Source organism: Changpingibacter yushuensis, from assembly GCF_014041995.1.
GTDB lineage: Bacteria > Actinomycetota > Actinomycetes > Actinomycetales > Actinomycetaceae > Changpingibacter > Changpingibacter yushuensis.
Genome location: NZ_CP059492.1, coordinates 178275 through 198185, shown reverse-complemented (window position 1 = coordinate 198185; position 19911 = coordinate 178275). Strand labels below are relative to the sequence as shown.

Annotated in this window: 15 protein-coding genes; 7 read left to right on the top strand and 8 right to left on the bottom strand. The window is 57.2% G+C overall.

The features are described 5' to 3' along the window. Positions 1–197: 197 nt before the first annotated feature. Entirely contained in the window at positions 198–1226 is a 1029-nt protein-coding gene (locus H2O17_RS00810; RefSeq protein ID WP_182049909.1) for a PD-(D/E)XK nuclease family protein, read from the top strand. Between the two features lie 735 nt (positions 1227–1961). Here the strand turns inward: H2O17_RS00810 and H2O17_RS00805 are convergent. Beyond that, positions 1962–2630, bottom strand: a complete 669-nt coding sequence (locus H2O17_RS00805; protein WP_182049908.1) for a GntR family transcriptional regulator — start codon at positions 2628–2630, stop codon at positions 1962–1964. A gap of 392 nt (positions 2631–3022) precedes the next feature. On the opposite strand from H2O17_RS00805, the gene H2O17_RS00800 reads away from it, so the two are divergent. Genes H2O17_RS00800 through H2O17_RS00775 form a run of 6 tightly spaced genes read left to right on the top strand, consistent with a single transcriptional unit; the run spans position 3023 to position 9382 of the window. Continuing rightward, complete coding sequence (locus tag H2O17_RS00800) at positions 3023–3931, top strand: dihydrodipicolinate synthase family protein (protein WP_182049907.1); 909 nt, start codon at positions 3023–3025, stop codon at positions 3929–3931. Between the two features lie 41 nt (positions 3932–3972). Beyond that, on the top strand, positions 3973–4974 hold the full coding sequence (locus tag H2O17_RS00795; RefSeq protein WP_182049906.1) for a proline racemase family protein: 1002 nt from the start codon (positions 3973–3975) through the stop codon (positions 4972–4974). A gap of 1 nt (position 4975) precedes the next feature. Continuing rightward, the gene (locus tag H2O17_RS00790; RefSeq protein WP_182049905.1) at positions 4976–6142 is read left to right on the top strand and encodes an NAD(P)/FAD-dependent oxidoreductase; all 1167 of its coding nucleotides are present in this window, start codon (positions 4976–4978) and stop codon (positions 6140–6142) included. Beyond that, on the top strand, positions 6139–6468 hold the full coding sequence (locus H2O17_RS00785; RefSeq protein ID WP_182049904.1) for a (2Fe-2S)-binding protein: 330 nt from the start codon (positions 6139–6141) through the stop codon (positions 6466–6468). The genes H2O17_RS00790 and H2O17_RS00785 overlap by 4 nt, the downstream gene beginning before the upstream one ends. Next, positions 6465–7922: an NAD(P)/FAD-dependent oxidoreductase gene (locus H2O17_RS00780; RefSeq protein WP_182049903.1), complete on the top strand. Its 1458-nt coding sequence runs from the start codon at positions 6465–6467 to the stop codon at positions 7920–7922. The genes H2O17_RS00785 and H2O17_RS00780 overlap by 4 nt, the downstream gene beginning before the upstream one ends. Next, positions 7919–9382, top strand: coding sequence for an aldehyde dehydrogenase (NADP(+)) (locus H2O17_RS00775; RefSeq protein WP_182049902.1), 1464 nt, complete (start codon positions 7919–7921; stop codon positions 9380–9382). The genes H2O17_RS00780 and H2O17_RS00775 overlap by 4 nt, the downstream gene beginning before the upstream one ends. Here the strand turns inward: H2O17_RS00775 and H2O17_RS00770 are convergent. The 7 genes from H2O17_RS00770 to H2O17_RS00740 all read right to left on the bottom strand — a co-directional run bounded on the left by H2O17_RS00770 (position 9372) and on the right by H2O17_RS00740 (position 19789). Further along, the gene (locus tag H2O17_RS00770; RefSeq protein WP_246311377.1) at positions 9372–11300 is read right to left on the bottom strand and encodes a beta-L-arabinofuranosidase domain-containing protein; all 1929 of its coding nucleotides are present in this window, start codon (positions 11298–11300) and stop codon (positions 9372–9374) included. The genes H2O17_RS00775 and H2O17_RS00770 overlap by 11 nt on opposite strands. A 78-nt stretch (positions 11301–11378) precedes the next feature. Continuing rightward, positions 11379–12797, bottom strand: coding sequence for an aminopeptidase P family protein (locus H2O17_RS00765; RefSeq protein WP_220456789.1), 1419 nt, complete (start codon positions 12795–12797; stop codon positions 11379–11381). Further along, positions 12794–14068 (bottom strand): alpha/beta fold hydrolase, encoded by a 1275-nt coding sequence (locus H2O17_RS00760; RefSeq protein ID WP_182049900.1) that lies wholly within the window; start codon positions 14066–14068, stop codon positions 12794–12796. Before H2O17_RS00760 ends, H2O17_RS00765 begins: the two co-directional genes overlap by 4 nt. 14 nt (positions 14069–14082) lie before the next feature. Beyond that, a complete protein-coding gene (locus H2O17_RS00755; RefSeq protein WP_182049899.1) occupies positions 14083–15042 on the bottom strand; it encodes an ABC transporter permease in 960 nt (319 codons plus the stop codon). After that, positions 15039–16109 carry an ABC transporter permease gene (locus H2O17_RS00750; protein WP_182049898.1) on the bottom strand — a complete coding sequence of 357 codons (1071 nt, stop codon included), beginning with the start codon at positions 16107–16109 and terminating at the stop codon, positions 15039–15041. The genes H2O17_RS00755 and H2O17_RS00750 overlap by 4 nt, the downstream gene beginning before the upstream one ends. Beyond that, on the bottom strand, positions 16102–17964 hold the full coding sequence (locus H2O17_RS00745; RefSeq protein WP_182049897.1) for a dipeptide ABC transporter ATP-binding protein: 1863 nt from the start codon (positions 17962–17964) through the stop codon (positions 16102–16104). Before H2O17_RS00745 ends, H2O17_RS00750 begins: the two co-directional genes overlap by 8 nt. Before the next feature lie 73 nt (positions 17965–18037). Beyond that, on the bottom strand, positions 18038–19789 hold the full coding sequence (locus H2O17_RS00740; protein WP_220456788.1) for an ABC transporter substrate-binding protein: 1752 nt from the start codon (positions 19787–19789) through the stop codon (positions 18038–18040). Positions 19790–19911: the final 122 nt, after the last annotated feature.

Here is a 19911-nt window from a genome sequence, read left to right as displayed (position 1 = left end):
TCGATGCGACAACAGACGTACCGGAGTTGTCGGATACTTAGCTAAGTCTCAGGTGTACGCGTCAAAGCGATATCGTCTCCTGTATCATCCAATCGGACGAATAACCATCGGAGACTGGAAGTTCAAGTGTGGGCACAAAACTAGATTTGGATTTCCTAGACGACGTCCCCGCGCCTCTTGTGACACCAGAACCCCCTGTGAATCTTTTTGAGATTCTTCGAGAGGGGCACCTCGAAACGCGAGTGGACATGGTTTTGAAGTTCCTCATGGATCCTGGTGAACGGCATGGGCTCGGCACACTGGTGCTAGATTCGTTCCTGGCGTTGCTCGAAGGCGCTCACTTTGTTGATTCCCGTGGTCGCAGATCTGAAGCTTTCGAAGCTGCTTTGGTGAGCGGCAACGGCGGTTGGGAACTCGGTACGCAAGTTGATCACATCGATCTATATGCAATGAATCCAGATCTAGGCTTGGCCGTGGTCATTGAGAATAAGATCGGCCATGAATTCAATAATCCCATCGACAAGTACGTCGAACATGCGTTGGATCAAAAGGGCATCAATGATGTGATCATGGTGGTTCTTGCACCGGAGGCGCGTACTCACATTGATTCAGATCTCGACACGTGGGTATCAAAGTCGTTGACCTACCAGGACTTGGCTGAAGCAATTCTAGCTAGTAGTTCTCTTGCCGAAATAGCAATGAATCCAAAAGACACCAACCAGAGACGAAGCCTGGACCTGCTCCAGCAGTTCATCGAAGTACGCACAAGGGGAAGCAACGTGGCAGATCAGCAAGACGAAGTCCGACTCATAAGTGAATGGCGTCAACTCAATGAGCAGCACGCTGCCCAGATTAGGGCGTTCAATGACAGACAAGGTCAAGTCAACGCTGCGATGAGTCGTCGTCTATTTAGGCTGAAGCAGCCAATCATCGATCAGTTTCGGATAGCCAATGTGGGCAAGAACCCAGGTGAACTCTTGGACTCGGAGGGTGCAGGCAGGTCAAGCACGCCATGGTTACGTTTCGACTTCCCAGAACACGGCCGTGCTGTTGAACTCAAGTTTTCCTCTGACTACAAGAATCATGCCGTGTTCATTTATGACCATGATCGCAATCAGAAAGACAGGCACATAGAATCACTGGCCGTTACGTTGGACATGGATGATTCACTCATTGCCAAAGCCTTTGTGAATCGGGCATTAGTACTCGTTAGCACACGAAGCTGACGAACACCCTCAGGTGGAATCAGTCAGATCCAGACGGATCAGTCTGTAACTGCATTTGTCACAATCAAAAGAGCTTTCTGTTTCCCGCTGGCGGAGTAGCACGGGTCATCCAGTTTCGGAGAGACGACAGTCTTGTCGTCGCTCCTGCGACGAGGATGGCAGAGCCTCACTCGGGTGCAAGGCTGTGCCAGTGGGATAGCATCAACTGCTGGAACTTTGGCTCTTTCTGGCGCTCGGCGAGTGCGAATCAGGACACGATTGGGACACGATCGCACTGATTGAAGGACGAAATTGGGCGAAGTTGCCCGAAGGCTACTTTTCGTAGTTTCGTCGAAATGGCACGGAAAAATAAGCCTTCCGATGAAGTTCAAAAATGGCTGAAAACGGCTCTACTAATGAAGAGGTCGTGGGTTCAAATCCCGCTACCCCGACTCATGAGATTCAGGCTTGGATCCGCCATTTGGGCGGGTGCTTGCCACCCAAGGCAATTGCCTCTCAAAGCACTTGCCGTTCAACGCGCCCGTGGTCCAGCAATGCACCACGGGCGTTTGTAATTTTCTTCGAGGTGCTGGCGGTTATCGCGGTTGGCTCTTCGGGCAGGACCTCAGTCCGAGCAACTCCGCACATGCGCTGGATGAATAGCCACGGCCTACAGCATTCACGGCCAAACATCAGGCATGAACGACGACGTCGACGCGGTGGAGTTCGGCGCCTCCAGCGAGGCTCCCCGCCCGGTCAGTCCGCTTTGCCTGCCCAGATACCGCGGACATGGCCGATGTGCCGCGTGAGGAGCCGCGCAGAGCTCTCACTGTCACGCGCCTGAATGGCTGCCAAGATTTCGTGGTGTTCTTGGGCCGATTCTACGAGCAGGCCTTGTTCAACCAGACTGCGCAGCCCGTACAGGCGAGTTTGAGCCCGCAATGAGTCCACCAGTTCAACTAGGCGATTATTGCCGCAGTACCGCAACAGCGAAAGATGAAACACGCGATCCGCCTCGAGATAACCGGGCAGATCACCTTCGCTGGCTGCTTCCACAATTTGGTTTGCCGCTTCGCTCAGGCTTGGGAAATCTTCATCCGGAATGAGATCCACCACCGAGCTCAGGATTGGCGGTTCAAGGAGCTGGCGGATCTGGGTGATCTCATCAAGGTCAGAATCTGAGACCTCCGTTATCTTGAATCCCTTGTTTGGCATCACAGTAACGAGGCCTTCGCGCGCGAGGTCAAGCATTGCTTCGCGGACTGGCGTGGCAGAGACTCCCAGTTGCACACTCAGCGACGGCGCGGAGTGCACTTCGCCGGGTGCTAGCTCTCCTGAGATGATTGCGCTGCGAATGCGCGCATGCACCATGTCGCGCAGACTAGTGCGCGGCCGCACTGGGCCCAGCCCGGCACTTGCGTTCATTCTCATTCCTTCCCAACGCACGTATTTCGGTAACACGATACCAATGTCTGCGTACACATCTTGACGCTAGAGTTCCCTCAGCGCGCCATACAAGATCTCTAGACTCGCCAGTAAAGATAACTGAACTCGCCGCCTGAGTTCTCTCAACTACCTGCTTCAGATCACTTCTGCACCACAGTCATGACCAACTCAGAACACTGAAATTACCGTACACCGGTGCCACGCATGCCCAAGGTTCACAAGCATCTTGCGAGACGAATCGCTTCCATCGTTCGGATTCCTATTGCGACAACCAAAACTTGTGAAACGGAGCTTGACCCACAATAAACTACTGCTAATATGTGACATATTACTTCAGAGGATTCCCTCGCCGCCCCGAAAGGAACGCTCACATGTCCGAACCAAAGCCTTGGCACGGTGTTAACGTCGCAACCACTCTGCCGTTCACCGCGGATTACAGTGTCAACCACGAGGCATTCGCCAATCACGTCCAGTTTCTTGCTCGCGGAGGCGCCACCGGCATTATCCCGAACGGGTCGCTCGGCGAATACCAGACACTTACCGAAGAAGAGCGCAAGCAGGTGTTCCTCACCGCGGTCTCCGCAGCACCTGCAGGCGTAGCAGTCATTCCCGGCGTAGGTGCATATGGTGCGTTGGAAAGCATCCGGCTTACGGAGCACGCTGCGGAAAACGGCGCGCCGGCAGTGATGCTCCTCCCTCCCAACGCATACAACGCATCAGATGAGGAAGTCATCGCGCACTACCGAGCCGTGGCAAAGGTTGGCCTACCTATCCTCGCTTACAACAACCCCGTTGACACCAAGATTGATCTGCGCCCAGAACTCCTCGCCACCCTCTACTCCGAAGGGCTCATCGCATCGGTCAAGGAGTTTTCAGGGGTAGTCTCCCGCGCCTACCAAACCAAAGAACTCGCACCAGGTTTGGACGTTTCGATAGGTGCGGACGACGTGGTCCTAGAGCTGGGAATCGCCGGCGCGGTTGGTTGGGTTTCCGGTTACACAAACGCAATCCCCAGTTCATCGGTAGAACTGTACAATCTCGCTACATCTGGTGATCCCGAGAAGTGGATGCGCGCCTCTGAGATTTACCGGGATCTGCACCCACTGCTGCGATGGGATTCCACAAAGTGGTTCGTGCAAGCAATCAAATTGTCGCAAGAAGTTGCGGGGGCAGCACCGTGGGGAACCACAACTCGCCCGCCTCGCCTTGCCCTTCCGGAGGATCTCTACGCCCGCATCGTCAAGGACACGGAAACAGTGCTCGCAAAGGGCTACCGCTAAACCACGTCTGGCCAAGACAGCGAACGAGAAGGTGAAGGAAGATGCGATCACAACGCGTCATACACACCGTTGAGTCTCACACGGAAGGGATGCCCACCCGCGTCGTCACCGGTGGCGTGGGCACACTTCCCGGCGCAACGATGGAGGAACGCCGGATCTGGTTCATGGAAAACATGGATTACCTCCGCACGTTTCTCATGTTCGAACCCCGTGGCCACTCCGCCATGAGTGGCGCCATACTGCAGCCACCTACTCGGCCCGATGCCGATTTTGGAATTCTCTTCATCGAAGTATCAGGCTGTTTACCCATGTGCGGGCACGGAACCATTGGAGTTGCCACAGTACTGGTGGAGACAGGAATGGTGCCAGTCACCGAACCCACCACAACTATCCGATTGGATACGCCTGCCGGCTTGGTCATTGCCACCGTTGCGGTGACCGATGGCCACGCTGAATCCGTCACTATAAGAAACGTTCCATCCTTCGCCTATTCTCTCAACTGCCAGGTGGAGGTACCGAACCTAGGTAAGGTTTCATACGACCTAGCTTTCGGAGGCAACTTCTACGCCGTCGTCGAACTTGAGGAACTGGGAATTCCATTCGGACGTGAGCACAAAGATGCCCTCCTCGATGCCGGACTGCGCGTCATGGCAGCAATAGATGAGGTCAACTATCCCGTTCACCCACTGGATGAAACAATCAGAGGTTGCCACCACGTCTACCTCAAGGCGCCAGGATCAACCGCCCAACACTCACGCCATGCGATGGCGATCTATCCCGGATGGTTCGACCGCTCTCCGTGTGGCACGGGTACCAGTGCACGGATGGCACAACTCCACGCCCGCGGCGAACTCCCCCTCGGACAGGACTTCATTAACGAGTCACTCATCGGTACGCAGTTCGTGGGCCGGCTCGTAGATGAAACAACAGTGGGCCCGTTCCCTGCCGTCATCCCCACGATAACTGGCAGGGCATGGGTAACAGGAACCGCCCAATACCACCTCGATCCGAGTGATCCATTTCCTGAGGGATTCCTGATCTGACATGACTACAAACAGGTACGCGGATGTGGTGATCATCGGCGCAGGTATCGTGGGTGCGGCTGCAGCTTTCTTCGCTGCCCAGGCTGGGCTGAGCGTTGCTGTATTTGACTCCCGGCGCGCGGCAGGAGGAACCTCCTCCCACGGTGAGGGAAACATCCTTGTCTCAGACAAGGAACCCGGACCTGAACTGGATCTCGCACTGTACTCAAACGCTGTGTGGCACGAAGATCTAGGCGAATACTCCCACCTGTGGGAGTTCGAACCAAAGGGCGGGGTGGTAACGGCCTCTTCAGAGACCGGGCTGGCAGCCCTGCGAGACTTCGCCGAAACACAACGATCCCACGGCATCGCGGTTGAGATGATTGATTCGCCCGCAGCACTCGCGACCTTCGAACCACTCATCAATCCCGAGATCCCCGGCGGTGCGTTCTACCCCCAAGATGCGCAGGTTCAGCCCATCTTGGCAACAAACCATCTGTGCCGCTTAGCCCGCGAACTCGGAGCAGCATTCCATTTCGGCCAACCCGTTACCGCACTTGTGCGGTCTGGCGAAAAGGTCACCGGAGTAAGGACCGACGACGGCGTGTTTAGCGCTGGAGCCGTCATCAACTGTTGTGGGCCGTGGAGTTGCGAAATCGCAGCACTCGCTGACCTCCAGCTCCCCGTTGCCCCACGCAAGGGCTACGTACTCGTAACCGAACCTGTGGGGCCGTTGGTATCCCACAAGGTGTACGGCGCAGATTACGTCGCCAACGTGGGAAGTGGCGATGCCGCACTGCAGGCCTCGGCAGTAGTCGAATCCACACCAAGCGGCACAATCCTCATTGGCTCCAGCCGAGAACGCGTTGGTTTTGACGAAACCTTCTCACCCTTGGCAATGAAGAAGATTGCTCGCAACGCCGTCGCGCTCTTTCCCTTCCTCTCAGGCATTAACATCATGCGGACCTACTGGGGATTCCGACCATACTGCCCAGATCACCTGCCCGTCATCGGACCCGATCCCAGAGCTCCTGGCTTGTGGCACGCTTCCGGGCATGAAGGAGCCGGAATCGGATTGTCCGTCGGCACAGGCAAACTGCTGGCTCAAGCCTTGACTGGACGCGCCACAGACCTCGACCTCTCACCATTGCGCCCTGATCGTTTCGAGCCCACCAAGGAGAGCTTATGAGCGAACACCACTTCGACTTTGCTGGCGAACTCGTGGCATTCACGCCCGGGCAGAGTGTGGCTGCCGCACTTCTGGCTGCCGGTATAACCTCGTGGCGCACAACAAGGATTGATCACGCTCCCCGGGCGATCTTCTGCGGAATCGGAGTCTGTTACGAATGCGTCGTGGTCGCTGATGGAAGAAGAGGAATGAGGGCGTGCCTTCTTTCAGCTCAGGACGGTATGACCATCGCTCCCATGCCATCCGAATCTGTTGTAGTGCGGGCGGAGCACACCCCAGCATCAGCAACACCCCGAGAATCTCCTGAATCAGAGGTGAAACGATGAGTGAGATCCGGGTCCAAGTGGACTTCGCCGTTGTGGGCGGCGGACCGGCGGGCCTGACCGCCGCAGTCATTGCTGCCGAAGGCGGTGCCAACGTGGCACTCATCGATTTCAACGCCCGGGTAGGCGGGCAGTATTGGCGTCACGGTGCCGGCGAGGCCACCCCGATCGGTCAACACCACACCACTGAACTTCGTAGCCTCATCGCCCGTCTGAAACCACTCGTTAGCTCGGGCAGGGTGCGCGAACTGTTGGGCCAGCAGGTGTGGAACGTCGCTGCCCCGAACTCGCCGTCAGGCGCGTTCTCACTGCGCACTACTGCAACCACAGGTACCTCTGATCGCGGGTACCGCGTTGAGGCGCAACGCTTACTCGTGGCAACCGGAGCATATGATCGGCAATTGCCGATTCCAGGCTGGACCCTCCCCGGAGTAGTTGCTGCCGGCGGGGCCCAAGCCCTTCTGAAAGAACACGGGTATGTTGTTGGCAAGCGCATAGCCGTGGGTGGCACCGGACCATTCCTGCTGTCGGTCGCTGCTGGCCTCGCCCGGGCAGGCGCCGCCGTGGTATCCGTTTGCGAGTACAACTCGCCACTGCTGTGGGCTCGCACTCCGATCGGAACTATCAGCCAGCCCGGCAAAGCAGGTGAAGGAGCGCAATACGTTGGAACCTTCATCCACAAGCGCATCCCATACCTTCCTCGACACGTGATAACCGAGATTCATGGCTCCGATCACGTCACCGGCGTGACGATAGCCAAGGTGGGGCGCAATGGAACACTCTTCGCACACCGGACCAAGCAGGTCGACGCCGTCGCACTGGGATGGGGTTTCACGCCTCAGCTAGAACTCCTCGAAGCCCTAGGTGCCAGCATGCGCGTGGACAGCGATGGCTCACTCGTTGCGCGCGTGGATCACACACAGCGTTCCAGCGTGCCCGGGCTCTACGTCGCAGGCGAAGCAACGGGTGTGGGTGGTGCCACAAAGGCGATGGCTGAGGGAGAAGTCGCAGGTCTGACTGTGTTACATGACGTCGGCTTGGAATCACACACCAGCCGCGTGACCCAAGCACTCAAAAGAGTGGCACGCGCCAACCGATTCGCCCACGCTCTGCACAACGCCTCCCCGCTCCCGGCCAACCTCGAAACCCTCATACCTGACTCTGTAGCTGTGTGCCGCTGCGAGGAAGTGACCGCTGGAGTCATTCGCGCAGCAACCACCGAACTAGAAACTGCCACTCCGCGCGACGGGAAGATTACCACGCGTGCAGGGATGGGACGGTGCCAAGGGCGCGAATGCGGCCTCGCGGTCTCCTGCCTTTCACTCGGCACGGATACTCGGAACTGGAGCATTGACGCACTGCGCCCCACACAAAAACGTGCGATCGCTACGCCCATCTCACTGGGTGCACTCGCCGAACTGGACCTTAACTCGTCTTCAGGGAAGGACAACGAATGAGAGTGCCACCAACCGATACCGAAGCAGTAACCAAGCTAGCTTTGGCCGCGAGTCAAGCAGCCCCGTTGTGGGCGGCTGTTCCGCCTCGAAAGCGTGCGTCCGCCATAGAAGAAGTGGCTGCAACGCTCGATCACGCCGCCGATGAGCTTATCGATATCGCCATCGCTGAGACCAACCTTCCCGAGGGAAGACTGCGCGGCGAACTCACGCGAACAACATTTCAGCTCAGGCTCTTTGGTGAGGTTCTGCGCGAAGGATCGTTTGTCGGGGTCACCATTGACCACTCCGATCCAGCATGGCCGATGGGCGCCGCACGCCCCGATCTGCGGCGGATGAACGTTGCGCTGGGAGCAACTGTGGTGTTTGCGGCAAGCAACTTCCCCTTCGCGTTTTCGGTTGCCGGAGGCGATACCGCTTCAGCATTAGCTGCCGGATGCCCCGTCATTGTCAAGGCAAATCCGGGCCATGAGGGCCTCTCGCTACGCACTGCGGAGCTCGTTGCCGAAGGCCTAGCAAAGGCGGGTAGTCCTGAGGGAATCTTCGGAATCGCTTTTGGCTTTGATGCAGGCTTGGAGCTTGTGGATGATCCTCGGATCATGGCTGGAGCGTTCACCGGCTCTCTTGGCGCAGGCCGCGCACTCTTTGACCGGGCAGCCAAACGCCCCGTCCCCATCCCCTTCTATGCAGAGATGGGCTCCACCAATCCAACGTTCGTGACGCCCCGCGCAGCTGCGGAGCGCCTCGATGAAATCACTGCGGGATACGTCGCGGCCGTTACCGGCAGTGACGGCCAGTTGTGCACAAAACCGGGTATCCTCTTCGCCCCCGCGACCAGCAACCTGCCAGCACGCCTATCTTCTCTCCTAGAGCCACCCCCCATCGCCATGCTCAACACTCGCATTGCGGAAACCTACACCAAGACCCTTGGCGAACTAGCATCTGCACCTGGGGTCACAACAGCTGCTTTAGCCGAGGGCAACTCCGTCTCTTCGGCGGTCCTAACGGTCGCGCTCGACGACGTCGTCGCCGAACCAGACCGGTACCTCAAGGAAGTCTTTGGTCCAGCATCGTTGGTTATCCAATACAATTCGGTTCCCCAGCTTCTCGAATCAGTCGCGTTGCTGGAAGGCCAGCTGACGGCAACAGTGTTTGGTGAACCAGATGAGGAATGCGCCAAGAACCTCGTTACTTCTCTTTCTGGCATTGCCGGGCGTGTGCTGTGGAATCAGTGGCCAACAGGGTTGTCAGTTACGTGGGCTCAGACCCACGGCGGCCCTTACCCTGCAACCACCGCATCAGCGACAACATCTGTGGGTACCACTGCGATTGACCGATTCCTGCGGCCCGTCACCTTTCAGAACATCCCACCGGAACTACTCCCACCGGAGCTGCAAGAGTCGAATCCACTCGGACTGCCGCGGCGCGTTGACGGTGTGCTTCATCAAGCTCTCACGGTGTAGCCGCTGAATCGATGTCAGCTGCGGCCTGTGCCGGCAGCACCACGCGTTGGGGTGGTTCCACGTTTCCAGCCGCATCAGTGGCAGTGTTAGCTGCGCGAAGGTACATGTGGTAGCGCGAGTCTCCTCCAGACCAACACGGCTCCCACACCTGCCCAAAGAGCTGGACAGAACCATTCGTGCGCAGCGATTCGGCGATCTGCTCCGGGGCACAACCCGCAATCACCCCGTCAATGCTCTGGCTTTCCAACTGCGGCGCTGTAATCCAACGAGTCGACTCAGATCGTGCCAACAAGAGAGTTGGCCCAAAGAAGAGTGCTTGTGCGCTCGGGTCATCCAACGCTGGTTCCATTCGCAGGGTCAGCGGAAACTCCATGACTACTACGTCGCCTTGCACCCACGTTCGCGTTACTCGCGCAAACGAACCGGGCTTTGCCATGCACACTTCTTCACCGTTGACCAGGACGGCAACCGAATCGTTAAGCCACGAAGGTATCCGCACATGAAGTGCCATTTCACGCGAGACCGTTGTATGAGAGAACCGTATGCACACTGTGGAACCGAGCGGGTATTGAGTCTCGACTGCTAGCGTTGCACCCGCTTCCGCCCAACGAAAACGCATCGGCGCATACTGGTTTAGCCAAAGCCCGCCACATTCCTCGAACACCATACCTTCGCCATAGCTGACATGGTTTTCAAGTCCTGTTCCCCCGCAGCATGTTCCCACGTTGTCATATTCGCGCAATGCTCCCGGATGCACAGGAAACATGTACGTGACTTCGGGGCTGGTCAGCGAACTGACGTTTCGGCGGGAACCAACAATGTGATTGAGCCGCGCCCGTTCCACGTAGTGAGCGAACGCGGAATCTTGAGTATGTAGGAAAAGGCGATTAGCGATCTTGATCAAGTTGTAGGTTGCGCATGTTTCGGCATTCTCCCGCCCGATGCTCCCAATGACAGCGTTCGGGGCGCCCCATAGCTCTGCCGAACCTGTGCCGCCGTGAGCAAAAGTACGTCCAGGTACGATCTGGTCCCACAGTGCGAGCACTGCCTCCAGATAACTCCTTTCACCCGTCGCCTCATACTGACGCACGTATCCAAGCATTTGGGGTAAATGCTGGTTGGCGTGCATACCCGTCAACGCATCTTGGTGGGTCTGAGCGGTTTCTAGCAGATTGGGCTGTTCAAAGAAGCTCGCTGTCTGATGGAAGAGTGGCACACGCGCAACTTCAGCCAGCCGAGTGAGAGTCTCATTCATTCCCCCGTACTCGCCAGCGATATATAAGGACCACATCTTCTGGCGCTGCCCTGCAGGTAGCTTCGTTAACCGAGAATGCACCCAGTATCCCATTAGGGTAAGGACCCGCAGTGCTTGCGTGTTCCCCACCCGTTCGTACGCATCGAGCAGTCCCGCCATAATCTTGTGAGCCGTGTAGTACGGAGCCCAGATCTCTCCATATGGGGCGTAGTTCTCCAACTGCGAGAACTGCCATTCTCCGTACGCGGCCAAGAATCCTGGATGGGAGAACCGCCCAGAATGCGCCAGCGCCTCTTGCACTTGCGCCAAACCTGCTACGAACTCATCAACTTTGCCACGCAACTCGGGGTCACCAGTATCCTCCGCCGCAATTGAGAGCATGGAGAGAAAATGGCCTGCGTAATGCCCACGTAGCAGGTTCGCGGTGTGTGCCATTTCGCGGCCAGGGTAATCGAACTCGTTCCACGGCTGTTCAAGGGGATGACCGAAGTTCTCCCACCCTCCGGGCGGCAGGGCCCCGTGCTCATCCAACCCGGCATTGCGCCGAAACACAGCCAACAACCGGTCCACGGGATATGCATGCGCCAGCTCCAACATGCGTGAACGCGGCCTGTCATAGACGGATTCGCCGGAAAACTCGATTCCGGAAACACTCGACAGCATCACAGTTCGTCCTCTCAATGTCGGGGTCCGCGTTCCATCGCGATAATCTGCACCGAGGTGGAGAAGCGTGCGCCCATCCTAGGCCCCGGCCAACCGAGCCTGGGTCCATGCCTCAACTCCAGCCGCATCGATAGGAAGAGCATCAGAGAGAACGCAAGAACCACTGTTTGTCACTACCAGATCATCCTCCAGCCGCACACCTATCCCACGGAGCTCGGGCGGGACAGTGTGGTCGTGAGCGTGGAAGTACAACCCCGGTTCTACAGTCATGACCACACCAGGTTGGAGGTCCGCTCCCATGTAATCCTCATAGGGGGCATGGGAGCAATCGTGCACATCGAGCCCGAGGTGATGACCGATTCCGCACGTGAGATACCTGCGATGATGTTGGCCGTCCGGAGAAAGTGCCTCATCTACCGAAACAGGTAGCAACCCCCAGTCGTGCAAGCCCTGCGCAATCACCTCCATCGCTGCAAAATGGAAATCAAGGTACTGCGAACCAGGCCTGACGTAGCTGATACCCACGCGGTGGGCCTTCTCAACAAGATCGTGAACCATTCGTTGTTCAGTGGAGAATCTTCCCGATGCCGGCACTGTTCTCGTTACGTCGGCCGTATAGAGCGAATGTGTCTCTACACCCATATCAAGGAGAAGTGCAGCATCAGGAACAATTGGCCCATCGCAACGCGTCCAATGGAGGGTGGGGGCATGGGCACCTGATCCGACGATCGTTGAGTATCCAGGGCCGTTGCCAAACGTTCGGGAGTGGCGATCAAAGGTTCCCTGCAACCACCGTTCTCCCAAACCGTCCGCTATTGCATGCGGAACCTCACGAACGACCGCTGCAAAACCATCCACAGTGGCGTCAACAGCTGCCCGCATCTGGGCGAGCTCCCATTCATCCTTGACCATACGCAGCTGGGACAACGCTCGATCCAGTTCCGGGCTGAGAATCGCATCACGGGAGTCCGCGAACTCCGCACTCACGCTGGCCGCCGCGAGCGCGCCGGTCATAGCCGCGGGAAGCTCGGAAAGGGCACGCACATCGATGCCCAACGCTTCCTTCCATTCGGGCAAACCAGCAGACGGCCCAACCCACAACTCTCCATGTGCAGCATTCGAGAAGAATCCCACGTCACCCGGGCGGAACGGGACCGGCATATACATCACAGTTTCATGCCCAGTGCCGGTGGCATGCATGACCACAACCGCATCCTCCACTTGGCTACCGGTCAACCACACGAAGCCACTGTCGGGACGGAATCGGTACTGGTTATCGTCATTGCGTGTGGGTGCGGTTCCTGAGGCCAGAAGTAGGCTCTTTCCTGGGAAGAGGGAGCTCAGCAGGCGACGATGAGCAGCTGCCGCTTCAGCGGCGCCGGGAACAACAGGAGCTTCAGGCGCACCGAGTTCCCACCCTTGACCCATGAACTCCCGGAATGCTGGTATGTGCGCAAGCCGTGGATACTGCGATCCTGCGTATGGTGGACGCTTCACAGCTCTCCTCCTCGATCCACCACAAGCTCTCGCAGCCGCGCGAGCACTCGCGGAGTTTGGATCCCATCATGCTCAAACTCGTTGGTTACCCAGTACTGGGCGTTCCCCAGTTTGGAGAGCGTCGTGAGCTGCAATCCCGAATCCACATACATATCGTCAAAGTAGACTGCTGCGGCCACGGGAACATCGTTGTTGGCTAACCTGACTTGGTCATAGAGGTTGCTCCACGAGGTCTGCCGTGCCAGCCCTTCAACTGCTTGCCGGAAACCCTTGAGCAAACGAACTTCTTCAAACATCCACGGAAAAGCCATTTCACCGAAGAACAACATCGGGCGTTTGTCCGGTCCGAACTCAGGCCTCCGGTTCAGTTCGCGCTGGGCCGCCCATCCAGTGGGACCGTTTTCGCCGTCGCCATAAATGGATTCCTGAAGGGTCCAGAACAATGGATTTGAGGCCGACGACGTCCGAGCCAAGACCGCTGCGAGGAAACCCTCATTGAATCGATCACCGGAGATGAACGCCTCGTCTACCAGCCAATGCATTCGCTCGAAGCCACGTTTCATACCGAAGTCGATACCAGTGGACTGGAATCGATGGACGGTGAGCACGTCGCCGTCGGGAAGGGTGACATCCCCTGAGGCCAAACGATCAGCGATTCGAGCCACTTGGTCCACATCTTGTGGGAAGCGGCGGTAGTACTCAGCTGTCTTTCGCGCCACTCGATCAAAGGTGCGCCGGTATACCTCAGATGCATCCGCTGGAATGCCCGGAACACCTCCATGCACATAAACCGCGCTGAGCCCCTCTGGTGCCATTGAAAGGTAGGCGAGTGCTATCCACCCTCCGAAGCTCTGAGCTATTGCGGCCCATCGGCGCCCTCCGTAGAGCCTCGTACGGACTGCTTCCAAGTCCCTGACAATTGAATCGGCGCGGAAGTGCGCAAGGAAGTCTGCTCCAGAGGCGCCGCGCGCGGCAACGATGCGAGCGTCAAGCGGAGAGCTTCGCCCGGTACCTCGCTGGTCAACCATGATGATGCGGTAATGCTTGAGTGCTTCATCGATCCAACCAGAACGTTCAATGGGACGTGGATTAGCTCCGCCTGGGCCTCCTTGGAGAAAGGTGACAAGCGGTAAATCCTCAGTGACCCGTACGGGATCCACTAACTCCCTTACGAACAGTCTCACCTTCTCTTCCTCAGGTGAACTCCACACCAAAGGAACATCGAACTCCCGCTCTGTGACGTGAATTCCGGGTAGGTGGTACTGAATCATTAATACTCCCGTCTTCATCGAGTCCGAACGCGCGGCTCGAGGAGAAGATAGATCATGTCCACAATGAATGTGCACACGACGATGAATGCGCCTCCCAAGAGGACTACAGCGATTATTACAGGGCGATCCTGCGTCTCCACAGATTGGACTGCGAGTTGGCCGATGCCTTGGAGCCCGAAGACCTGCTCAATCACGATTGATCCTCCCAGCAACGCCCCGATATCGATACCCAACTGAGTGACAAGTGGCGTGACTGTGGCGCGCATACCGTGCTTGTACACCACCCGACGTTCGGTCATACCTTTTGCGCGCGCTGTGCGGATGTAATCCTCACCCAGAACCTCGAGCAGTTGGCCACGGGTGAGCCGGGCGTACACTGCTGCGGTCACCAATGCCAGCGTGAACCAGGGCAGGAACATGTGCCATGCCCATTGGACAACGCCATCGGCTAAGGGCTCATAACCTCCTGGAGGAAAGAGCACAAAACCAGCCTTCCGAGGAAGGAAGTACAGCGTGTATAGCAAGACCATGCCGAGCACAAACGTGGGAAAACTCAGTCCTATGAGCGCCGAGCTCTGGCCGAGCCGATCGCGCCACGTACCGGCATGGCGTGCCGAAGTGATACCAATGGACACTCCGATAAGAAGCCACATGATCACGCCACCAAAAACAAGTGAGAGTGTGGCGGGAACTCTGCCAACAATAAGCTCAATAACCGGAACTTGGTTTCGGTAGGAGAATCCCAGATCTCCTTGCAGTGCATTGGAGAGGAACAGCCAGTACTGCTTATACAACGGTTCGTCCAGTCCGAGGTTGCTGCGCACCTGCGCCAAGGTCTCGGCTGTGGCTTTCTCTCCAGCAATGAGCCGCGCCGGATCACCCGGGGCAACATAGAAGAGCAGGAACACGAGGATGCTGAGCACAAAGAGCACAAGGACGGCATAGCCAAACCTGCTTGCGATGTACTTCTTCATGCCTGCACCTCCCGGATAGAACGCTTACCAAAGATGCGGCGCGGCGTGCGCCGCGCTTTGAGGCGTCCCGCGCGTGGGTCTAGAGCATCCCGGATTCCGTCTCCCAAGATGTTGAAAGAAAGCGTTGTGAAGAGGAGCGCGCAGCCCGGACCCAGCACTAACCAGGGGGCGGCCATATACACCGAGTTCTTCGCTGCGTCAGCAAGCATGCCGCCCCAGCTTGGAGCAGGTGGCGTAATACCCATGCCGAGAAAGGAAAGTGTTGCCTCAAAAACAATCGCAGAGGGAATCATCATCGTTGTGTAGATGATGATGGGCACCGCGAGGTTCGGCAGAATGTCCACGATCATCACAGAGATCTTGGAGGCGCCGAGCGAGTGAGCGGCCTCCACGAATTCTCGCTCTTTGATTGCGATCACTTGCCCGCGAATAACACGTGCTGTGCCAGCCCAACTGAAAAACACAATGACTAGCATGGATAGCTGCAACCCACCACCAAACACCGCGACCAACGCGAGCGCCGTGAGGAGGAATGGCATGCTCATAACAAGGTCCATGATGCGGGAAAGCACGGTATCCACCCAGCCACCAAAGTAGCCAGCCACCAGACCCACGATTACAGCTAGGGTCGAGGCGAGCAAGGATGCCACCACGCCAACCAGAAGGGAGACTCGCGCTCCATAAACCAGCCGCACCAAAACGTCGCGACCCAAGTGATCGGTGCCCAACCAGAACTCGGAGTTTGGTCCAACTGGGAGTCCAGTAGCGGTCATGCCTGTGTCTCTGTACTGGTCGTTTGGTCCATGGCCAGTTACGGCCGAGATAATCGGGGCACACACAGCCACAAGAACAATGATCACGATGACAATGAAAGCAATGAGGCTGGCGCGGTCACTTCGCAGGCGCCTCATCGTGAGGGCCACAGTTCCCAGTTGACGCACTCCCTCATTCTCACGGTGAGATGCCTGGTCGGTGATAGCCGTTGGTACCTCATCGCCGGCAACGGCGAGTTCGTGCTGCTGGTGAGATGAGATCACCTGGTCTCGCGAATCTGTTGACTCACTCATTGTTCACCTCCCCTGTGGTCACAAGTTCTCGCTCTGGCAACTTCGCTGCTGGAGGCTCATGGACCGAGGCCGCCAACAACTCCTTGGTGAATGGATGCTGCGGATCTTCATAGAGCGACTCAGCGGGCGCCAGCTCCACAATGCTCCCGTCCTTCATAACTGCGATCTGGTCACACACGTGGCGAACAACAGCTAGATCATGAGAGATAAACAGATACGTGAAAGAGAAAGCGTCCTGAAGATCCTTCATAAGGTTGAGGATTTGAGCCTGAATAGAGACGTCAAGTGCAGAGACCGGCTCATCAAAAACGATGAGGGAAGGACGCAGTGCCAAGGCTCGTGCGATGCCTATCCGCTGGCGTTGACCACCGGAAAACTCTGCTGGAAAACGGTTGTAGTGTTCGGGGTTGAGCCCCACTAGTTCCATCAACTCTTGGACCCGCGCCTTGCGCTCGGCCTTGCTTCCCACCTTGTGTATTCGCAGCGGATCGCCAATGATTGCGCCAATTCGGCGGCGTGGATTGAGTGAACCTTGCGGATCCTGAAACACCATCTGAACGCTCCTACGCATCTCATGCCATTCGAGCTGCGTCAGACTGTCAAGGCGGCGGCCGTTGAGTTCGATCGTTCCTTCCGATGGCTGGAGAAGGCCCGCGATGGCCCTAGCCAATGTGGTCTTGCCGCACCCAGACTCGCCGACGAGTCCCATGGTGTGACCGGAAGCCACCGAAAGATTAATGCCCTTCAACACATCGTGGCGCTTTGCTCCCTGACCATAGGAGAGATGAAGATTCTCAACCTTGACCACTGGGATGTCGGAGTAGTCCAGCTCGGGCGCAGCGCTGGACTCAAGGATCGTCTTGTCCACCACGATCTCAACTGGAGGAATCTCCGGAATCACAGGCGGCCGTTTTAGGTGGCAAGCCACCTCGATACCGTCCGTGTACTCCCTGCGTGGCGGTGGCACCGTACCGCATACGTCCATGACGTCTGGGCATCGATCTGCAAACACGCATCCACTCGGAACCGTCAAAAGGCTTGGCGGCTTGCCGGGAATAGGGATAAGCCTCTCCTCGGCCACATTTCCTGGAGAGGATCGAAGAAGGCCAGCTGTGTAGGGATGGGAAGGACGGAGGAACACCGAAGAGATCGGGCCGTACTCAAGCTGGTGTCCCGCATACATAGCCATGGCTCTGTCAGCCACGGATCCGAGCAAGGTCAGATCATGAGTCACCATGACAACCGCCGTGTCCATCTCATGGCGCAGTTCGTCCAACAGATCCAAGACCTGCGCTTGAACCGTGACGTCCAGCGCCGTCGTCGGCTCATCTGCGATTACAAGCTTGGGGTGCAACACCAATGCCATGGCGATCATGACTCGTTGGCGCATGCCACCCGAAAACTGGTGGGGGTAATCGTCGTAACGCTCGGCCGCTCCCGGAACACCTACACGGTCCAGCATGGCCACCACGCGTTCGCGCGCAGCTTTCTTGCTCACCCGTTCATGGAGGTGAATCATCTCAGCAATTTGTGGGCCGATCTTGAAGTAGGGGTGAAGGCTTGAGAGCGGATCCTGAAAGATCATGCCAATGCCCCGGCCACGCACCTGGCGCAGCTGAGCTGCCGAGAGTGAAAGCAGATCGTCTCCGTTAAAGAGGACACTTCCGGTGATGTCAGCTCCCGGGAGAAGCCCCATCATGGCCTGAGTCAGAACACTCTTTCCTGAGCCGGACTCACCTACGATTCCGAACATCTCACCGGCGCGTACTTCGAATGACACGTCTTGAACGGCATGGACCACGCCGTCTTCGGTTGGGATATCCACACTGACGTGCGACGCTTCGAGCAAAGGCATGGTTTCTCCTTTCAGGGGGTGCGCGAGGAGTGTCTCCCCGCGCACCCCAGACCAGTTCGGCGCAGGCACTCGGTCAGCGCGTTATCGTGACGTTCGTCCAGTCCCCCTGAGATCCGAGTGCGAATGGCAGGAAGTTGCCCACGGCCTTGGAATGGTACAGAACTGCCTTTCGTGAGATGAGCGGAACTACTACGGCGTCGGCCATGACCGCTTCACTCGCTTGGTGCCATAGGGTTGCAGCTTCATCCGTTGAATCAGTTGCAAGCGCCTGGGCCGCGTACTCATTCGCTTCATCGTTGTTGTAGTCGAGGTAGTTGTACGTCTGCGAAGTACCAGTGAAGGTGAACTGCGGCTGGAAGACGGAGCGCGCGGCGCCACCCACCCAGTCTGGATTCCATCCGACGATTGCGATGTCCCATTCCGAGTTGATCGCATTCTCGTGATTGGTCATGAACGTGGCGTAGTAGTCAGAGGACTCAACCGGCTTCAGTTCCACAGTGATCCCAGCCGCCTTCAAACTCTCTTGGAGGGTTGCGGCCCAATCAGGCGCGGCATTCGCGTTGGAGTAGGCAAGGGTGAGCGTGAGATCGCTGACTCCGGCTTGGGTTAGAAGCTCTGCTGCCTGATCCGGGTCCCCAGCATCACCGTCGGTCGCATACATGTCACTCTTCTCGTAACCGATAATGCCGTCACCGAATATTCCGGTCGCTACCGAGGCTTGCGTCTCGCCACCGGATTGTTGCACGAGTGCGGCCTTGTCTACTGCGTATTCAATTGCTTGGCGCACCTGAAGGTTCCCCAGCGCCCCGCCATTATTCGCAGACAACGAGTTGATCCACAGGAAGTCGCTACCACCAGGGTTGATGGAGACTATGCCGTCCGGATCGGAAGCTTCGAGCTGTTGGAGGCTGGCGGTCGGGATCGTCACATCGTATGTCATATCGGCGTCGCCAGACTGAAGTTGCTGGATGGCTGAATCCACTGAAACACCGAACGTGATTTCAATGGAATCTACGTTTGCTGCACGCAGTGGATCGGAGTCAGCAACCCAAGCTGTATTGCGCTTGAGAATGAGTTCCTTGTCAGCCGTGTAAGAGTCCACGGTGTAAGGACCACTCGAAATGAAGTTATCGCGGTATTCCACGGAGTCTGGTTCGTAATCGAGAACCTCGATCGGCACGGGCGTGGCAGCGTTCAGCGAAAGCATGTAGATGAAGTCGCTAGCAGGTTCAGTGAGATTAAAGACGATCGTCTTGTCGTCTGGAACCTCAATTCCTGAGATCGAGTTTGACTCGATGTAGTCCTTGACCGACTCCGCTGTAGGGCCGTCGGTGTCATAACCTGCACAGAACTCATCGAACCCATCGATGATGGAGAAGTAGCTCGATGCTGCTGCGGGAAGAATGGGATTGCAGATTCGCTCAATTCCGCGAGCGACATCCTCGGACGTGATTTCGCGGGCACCATCGGGGGCGTCCCACTGAATGTCATCTCGGAGCGTGAACGTATAGGTGAGTCCATCGTTCGTTGGCTCAGGGATTTCGGTAGCAAGGTCGGGCTGTGCGGTGGTTCGCTCGGCGTCGTCCAACGAAGATTCGTAGCTGATGAGCTGACGAGTGACAGCGCGCATAAGGTTTGAGCTTGTAACCAGCGCGGCACCGGTCGGATCGAGATGATCGATGTCGGATTGTCCGACGATCTTGAGTGTTCCTCCGGTTGTTGGCGATTCTTCAGCATCCGAAGACGGTGAAGATGAACAGCTTGTTAGTGTGAGCGCCATTGTGGCACTCAAGGCAAGAAGTGCGGTGACACGTGTGCGGGGCATGTTCTACCTCCAAGGTTCAGGGCGGGTCAAAGACCCATCCATTGGTGTGTGACATACTACTGAACCTGTTGTGGAACATAATTTCGTGGATGTAACACTTGTGTTTCGCAGCTCACATGGCC

What these genes read in the sequence shown, in the direction of transcription:
- H2O17_RS00760 (WP_182049900.1), bottom strand. Translation starts at nt 14,068, where the DNA reads ATGATTCAGTACCACCTACCCGGAATTCACGTCACAGAGCGGGAGTTC.
- H2O17_RS00750 (WP_182049898.1), bottom strand. Translation starts at nt 16,109, where the DNA reads ATGAGTGAGTCAACAGATTCGCGAGACCAGGTGATCTCATCTCACCAG.
- H2O17_RS00775 (WP_182049902.1), top strand. Translation starts at nt 7,919, where the DNA reads ATGAGAGTGCCACCAACCGATACCGAAGCAGTAACCAAGCTAGCTTTG.
- H2O17_RS00785 (WP_182049904.1), top strand. Translation starts at nt 6,139, where the DNA reads ATGAGCGAACACCACTTCGACTTTGCTGGCGAACTCGTGGCATTCACG.
- H2O17_RS00770 (WP_246311377.1), bottom strand. Translation starts at nt 11,300, where the DNA reads ATGCTGTCGAGTGTTTCCGGAATCGAGTTTTCCGGCGAATCCGTCTAT.
- H2O17_RS00790 (WP_182049905.1), top strand. Translation starts at nt 4,976, where the DNA reads ATGACTACAAACAGGTACGCGGATGTGGTGATCATCGGCGCAGGTATC.
- H2O17_RS00745 (WP_182049897.1), bottom strand. Translation starts at nt 17,964, where the DNA reads ATGCCTTTGCTCGAAGCGTCGCACGTCAGTGTGGATATCCCAACCGAA.
- H2O17_RS00755 (WP_182049899.1), bottom strand. Translation starts at nt 15,042, where the DNA reads ATGAAGAAGTACATCGCAAGCAGGTTTGGCTATGCCGTCCTTGTGCTC.
- H2O17_RS00800 (WP_182049907.1), top strand. Translation starts at nt 3,023, where the DNA reads ATGTCCGAACCAAAGCCTTGGCACGGTGTTAACGTCGCAACCACTCTG.
- H2O17_RS00780 (WP_182049903.1), top strand. Translation starts at nt 6,465, where the DNA reads ATGAGTGAGATCCGGGTCCAAGTGGACTTCGCCGTTGTGGGCGGCGGA.
- H2O17_RS00795 (WP_182049906.1), top strand. Translation starts at nt 3,973, where the DNA reads ATGCGATCACAACGCGTCATACACACCGTTGAGTCTCACACGGAAGGG.
- H2O17_RS00805 (WP_182049908.1), bottom strand. Translation starts at nt 2,630, where the DNA reads ATGAACGCAAGTGCCGGGCTGGGCCCAGTGCGGCCGCGCACTAGTCTG.
- H2O17_RS00740 (WP_220456788.1), bottom strand. Translation starts at nt 19,789, where the DNA reads ATGCCCCGCACACGTGTCACCGCACTTCTTGCCTTGAGTGCCACAATG.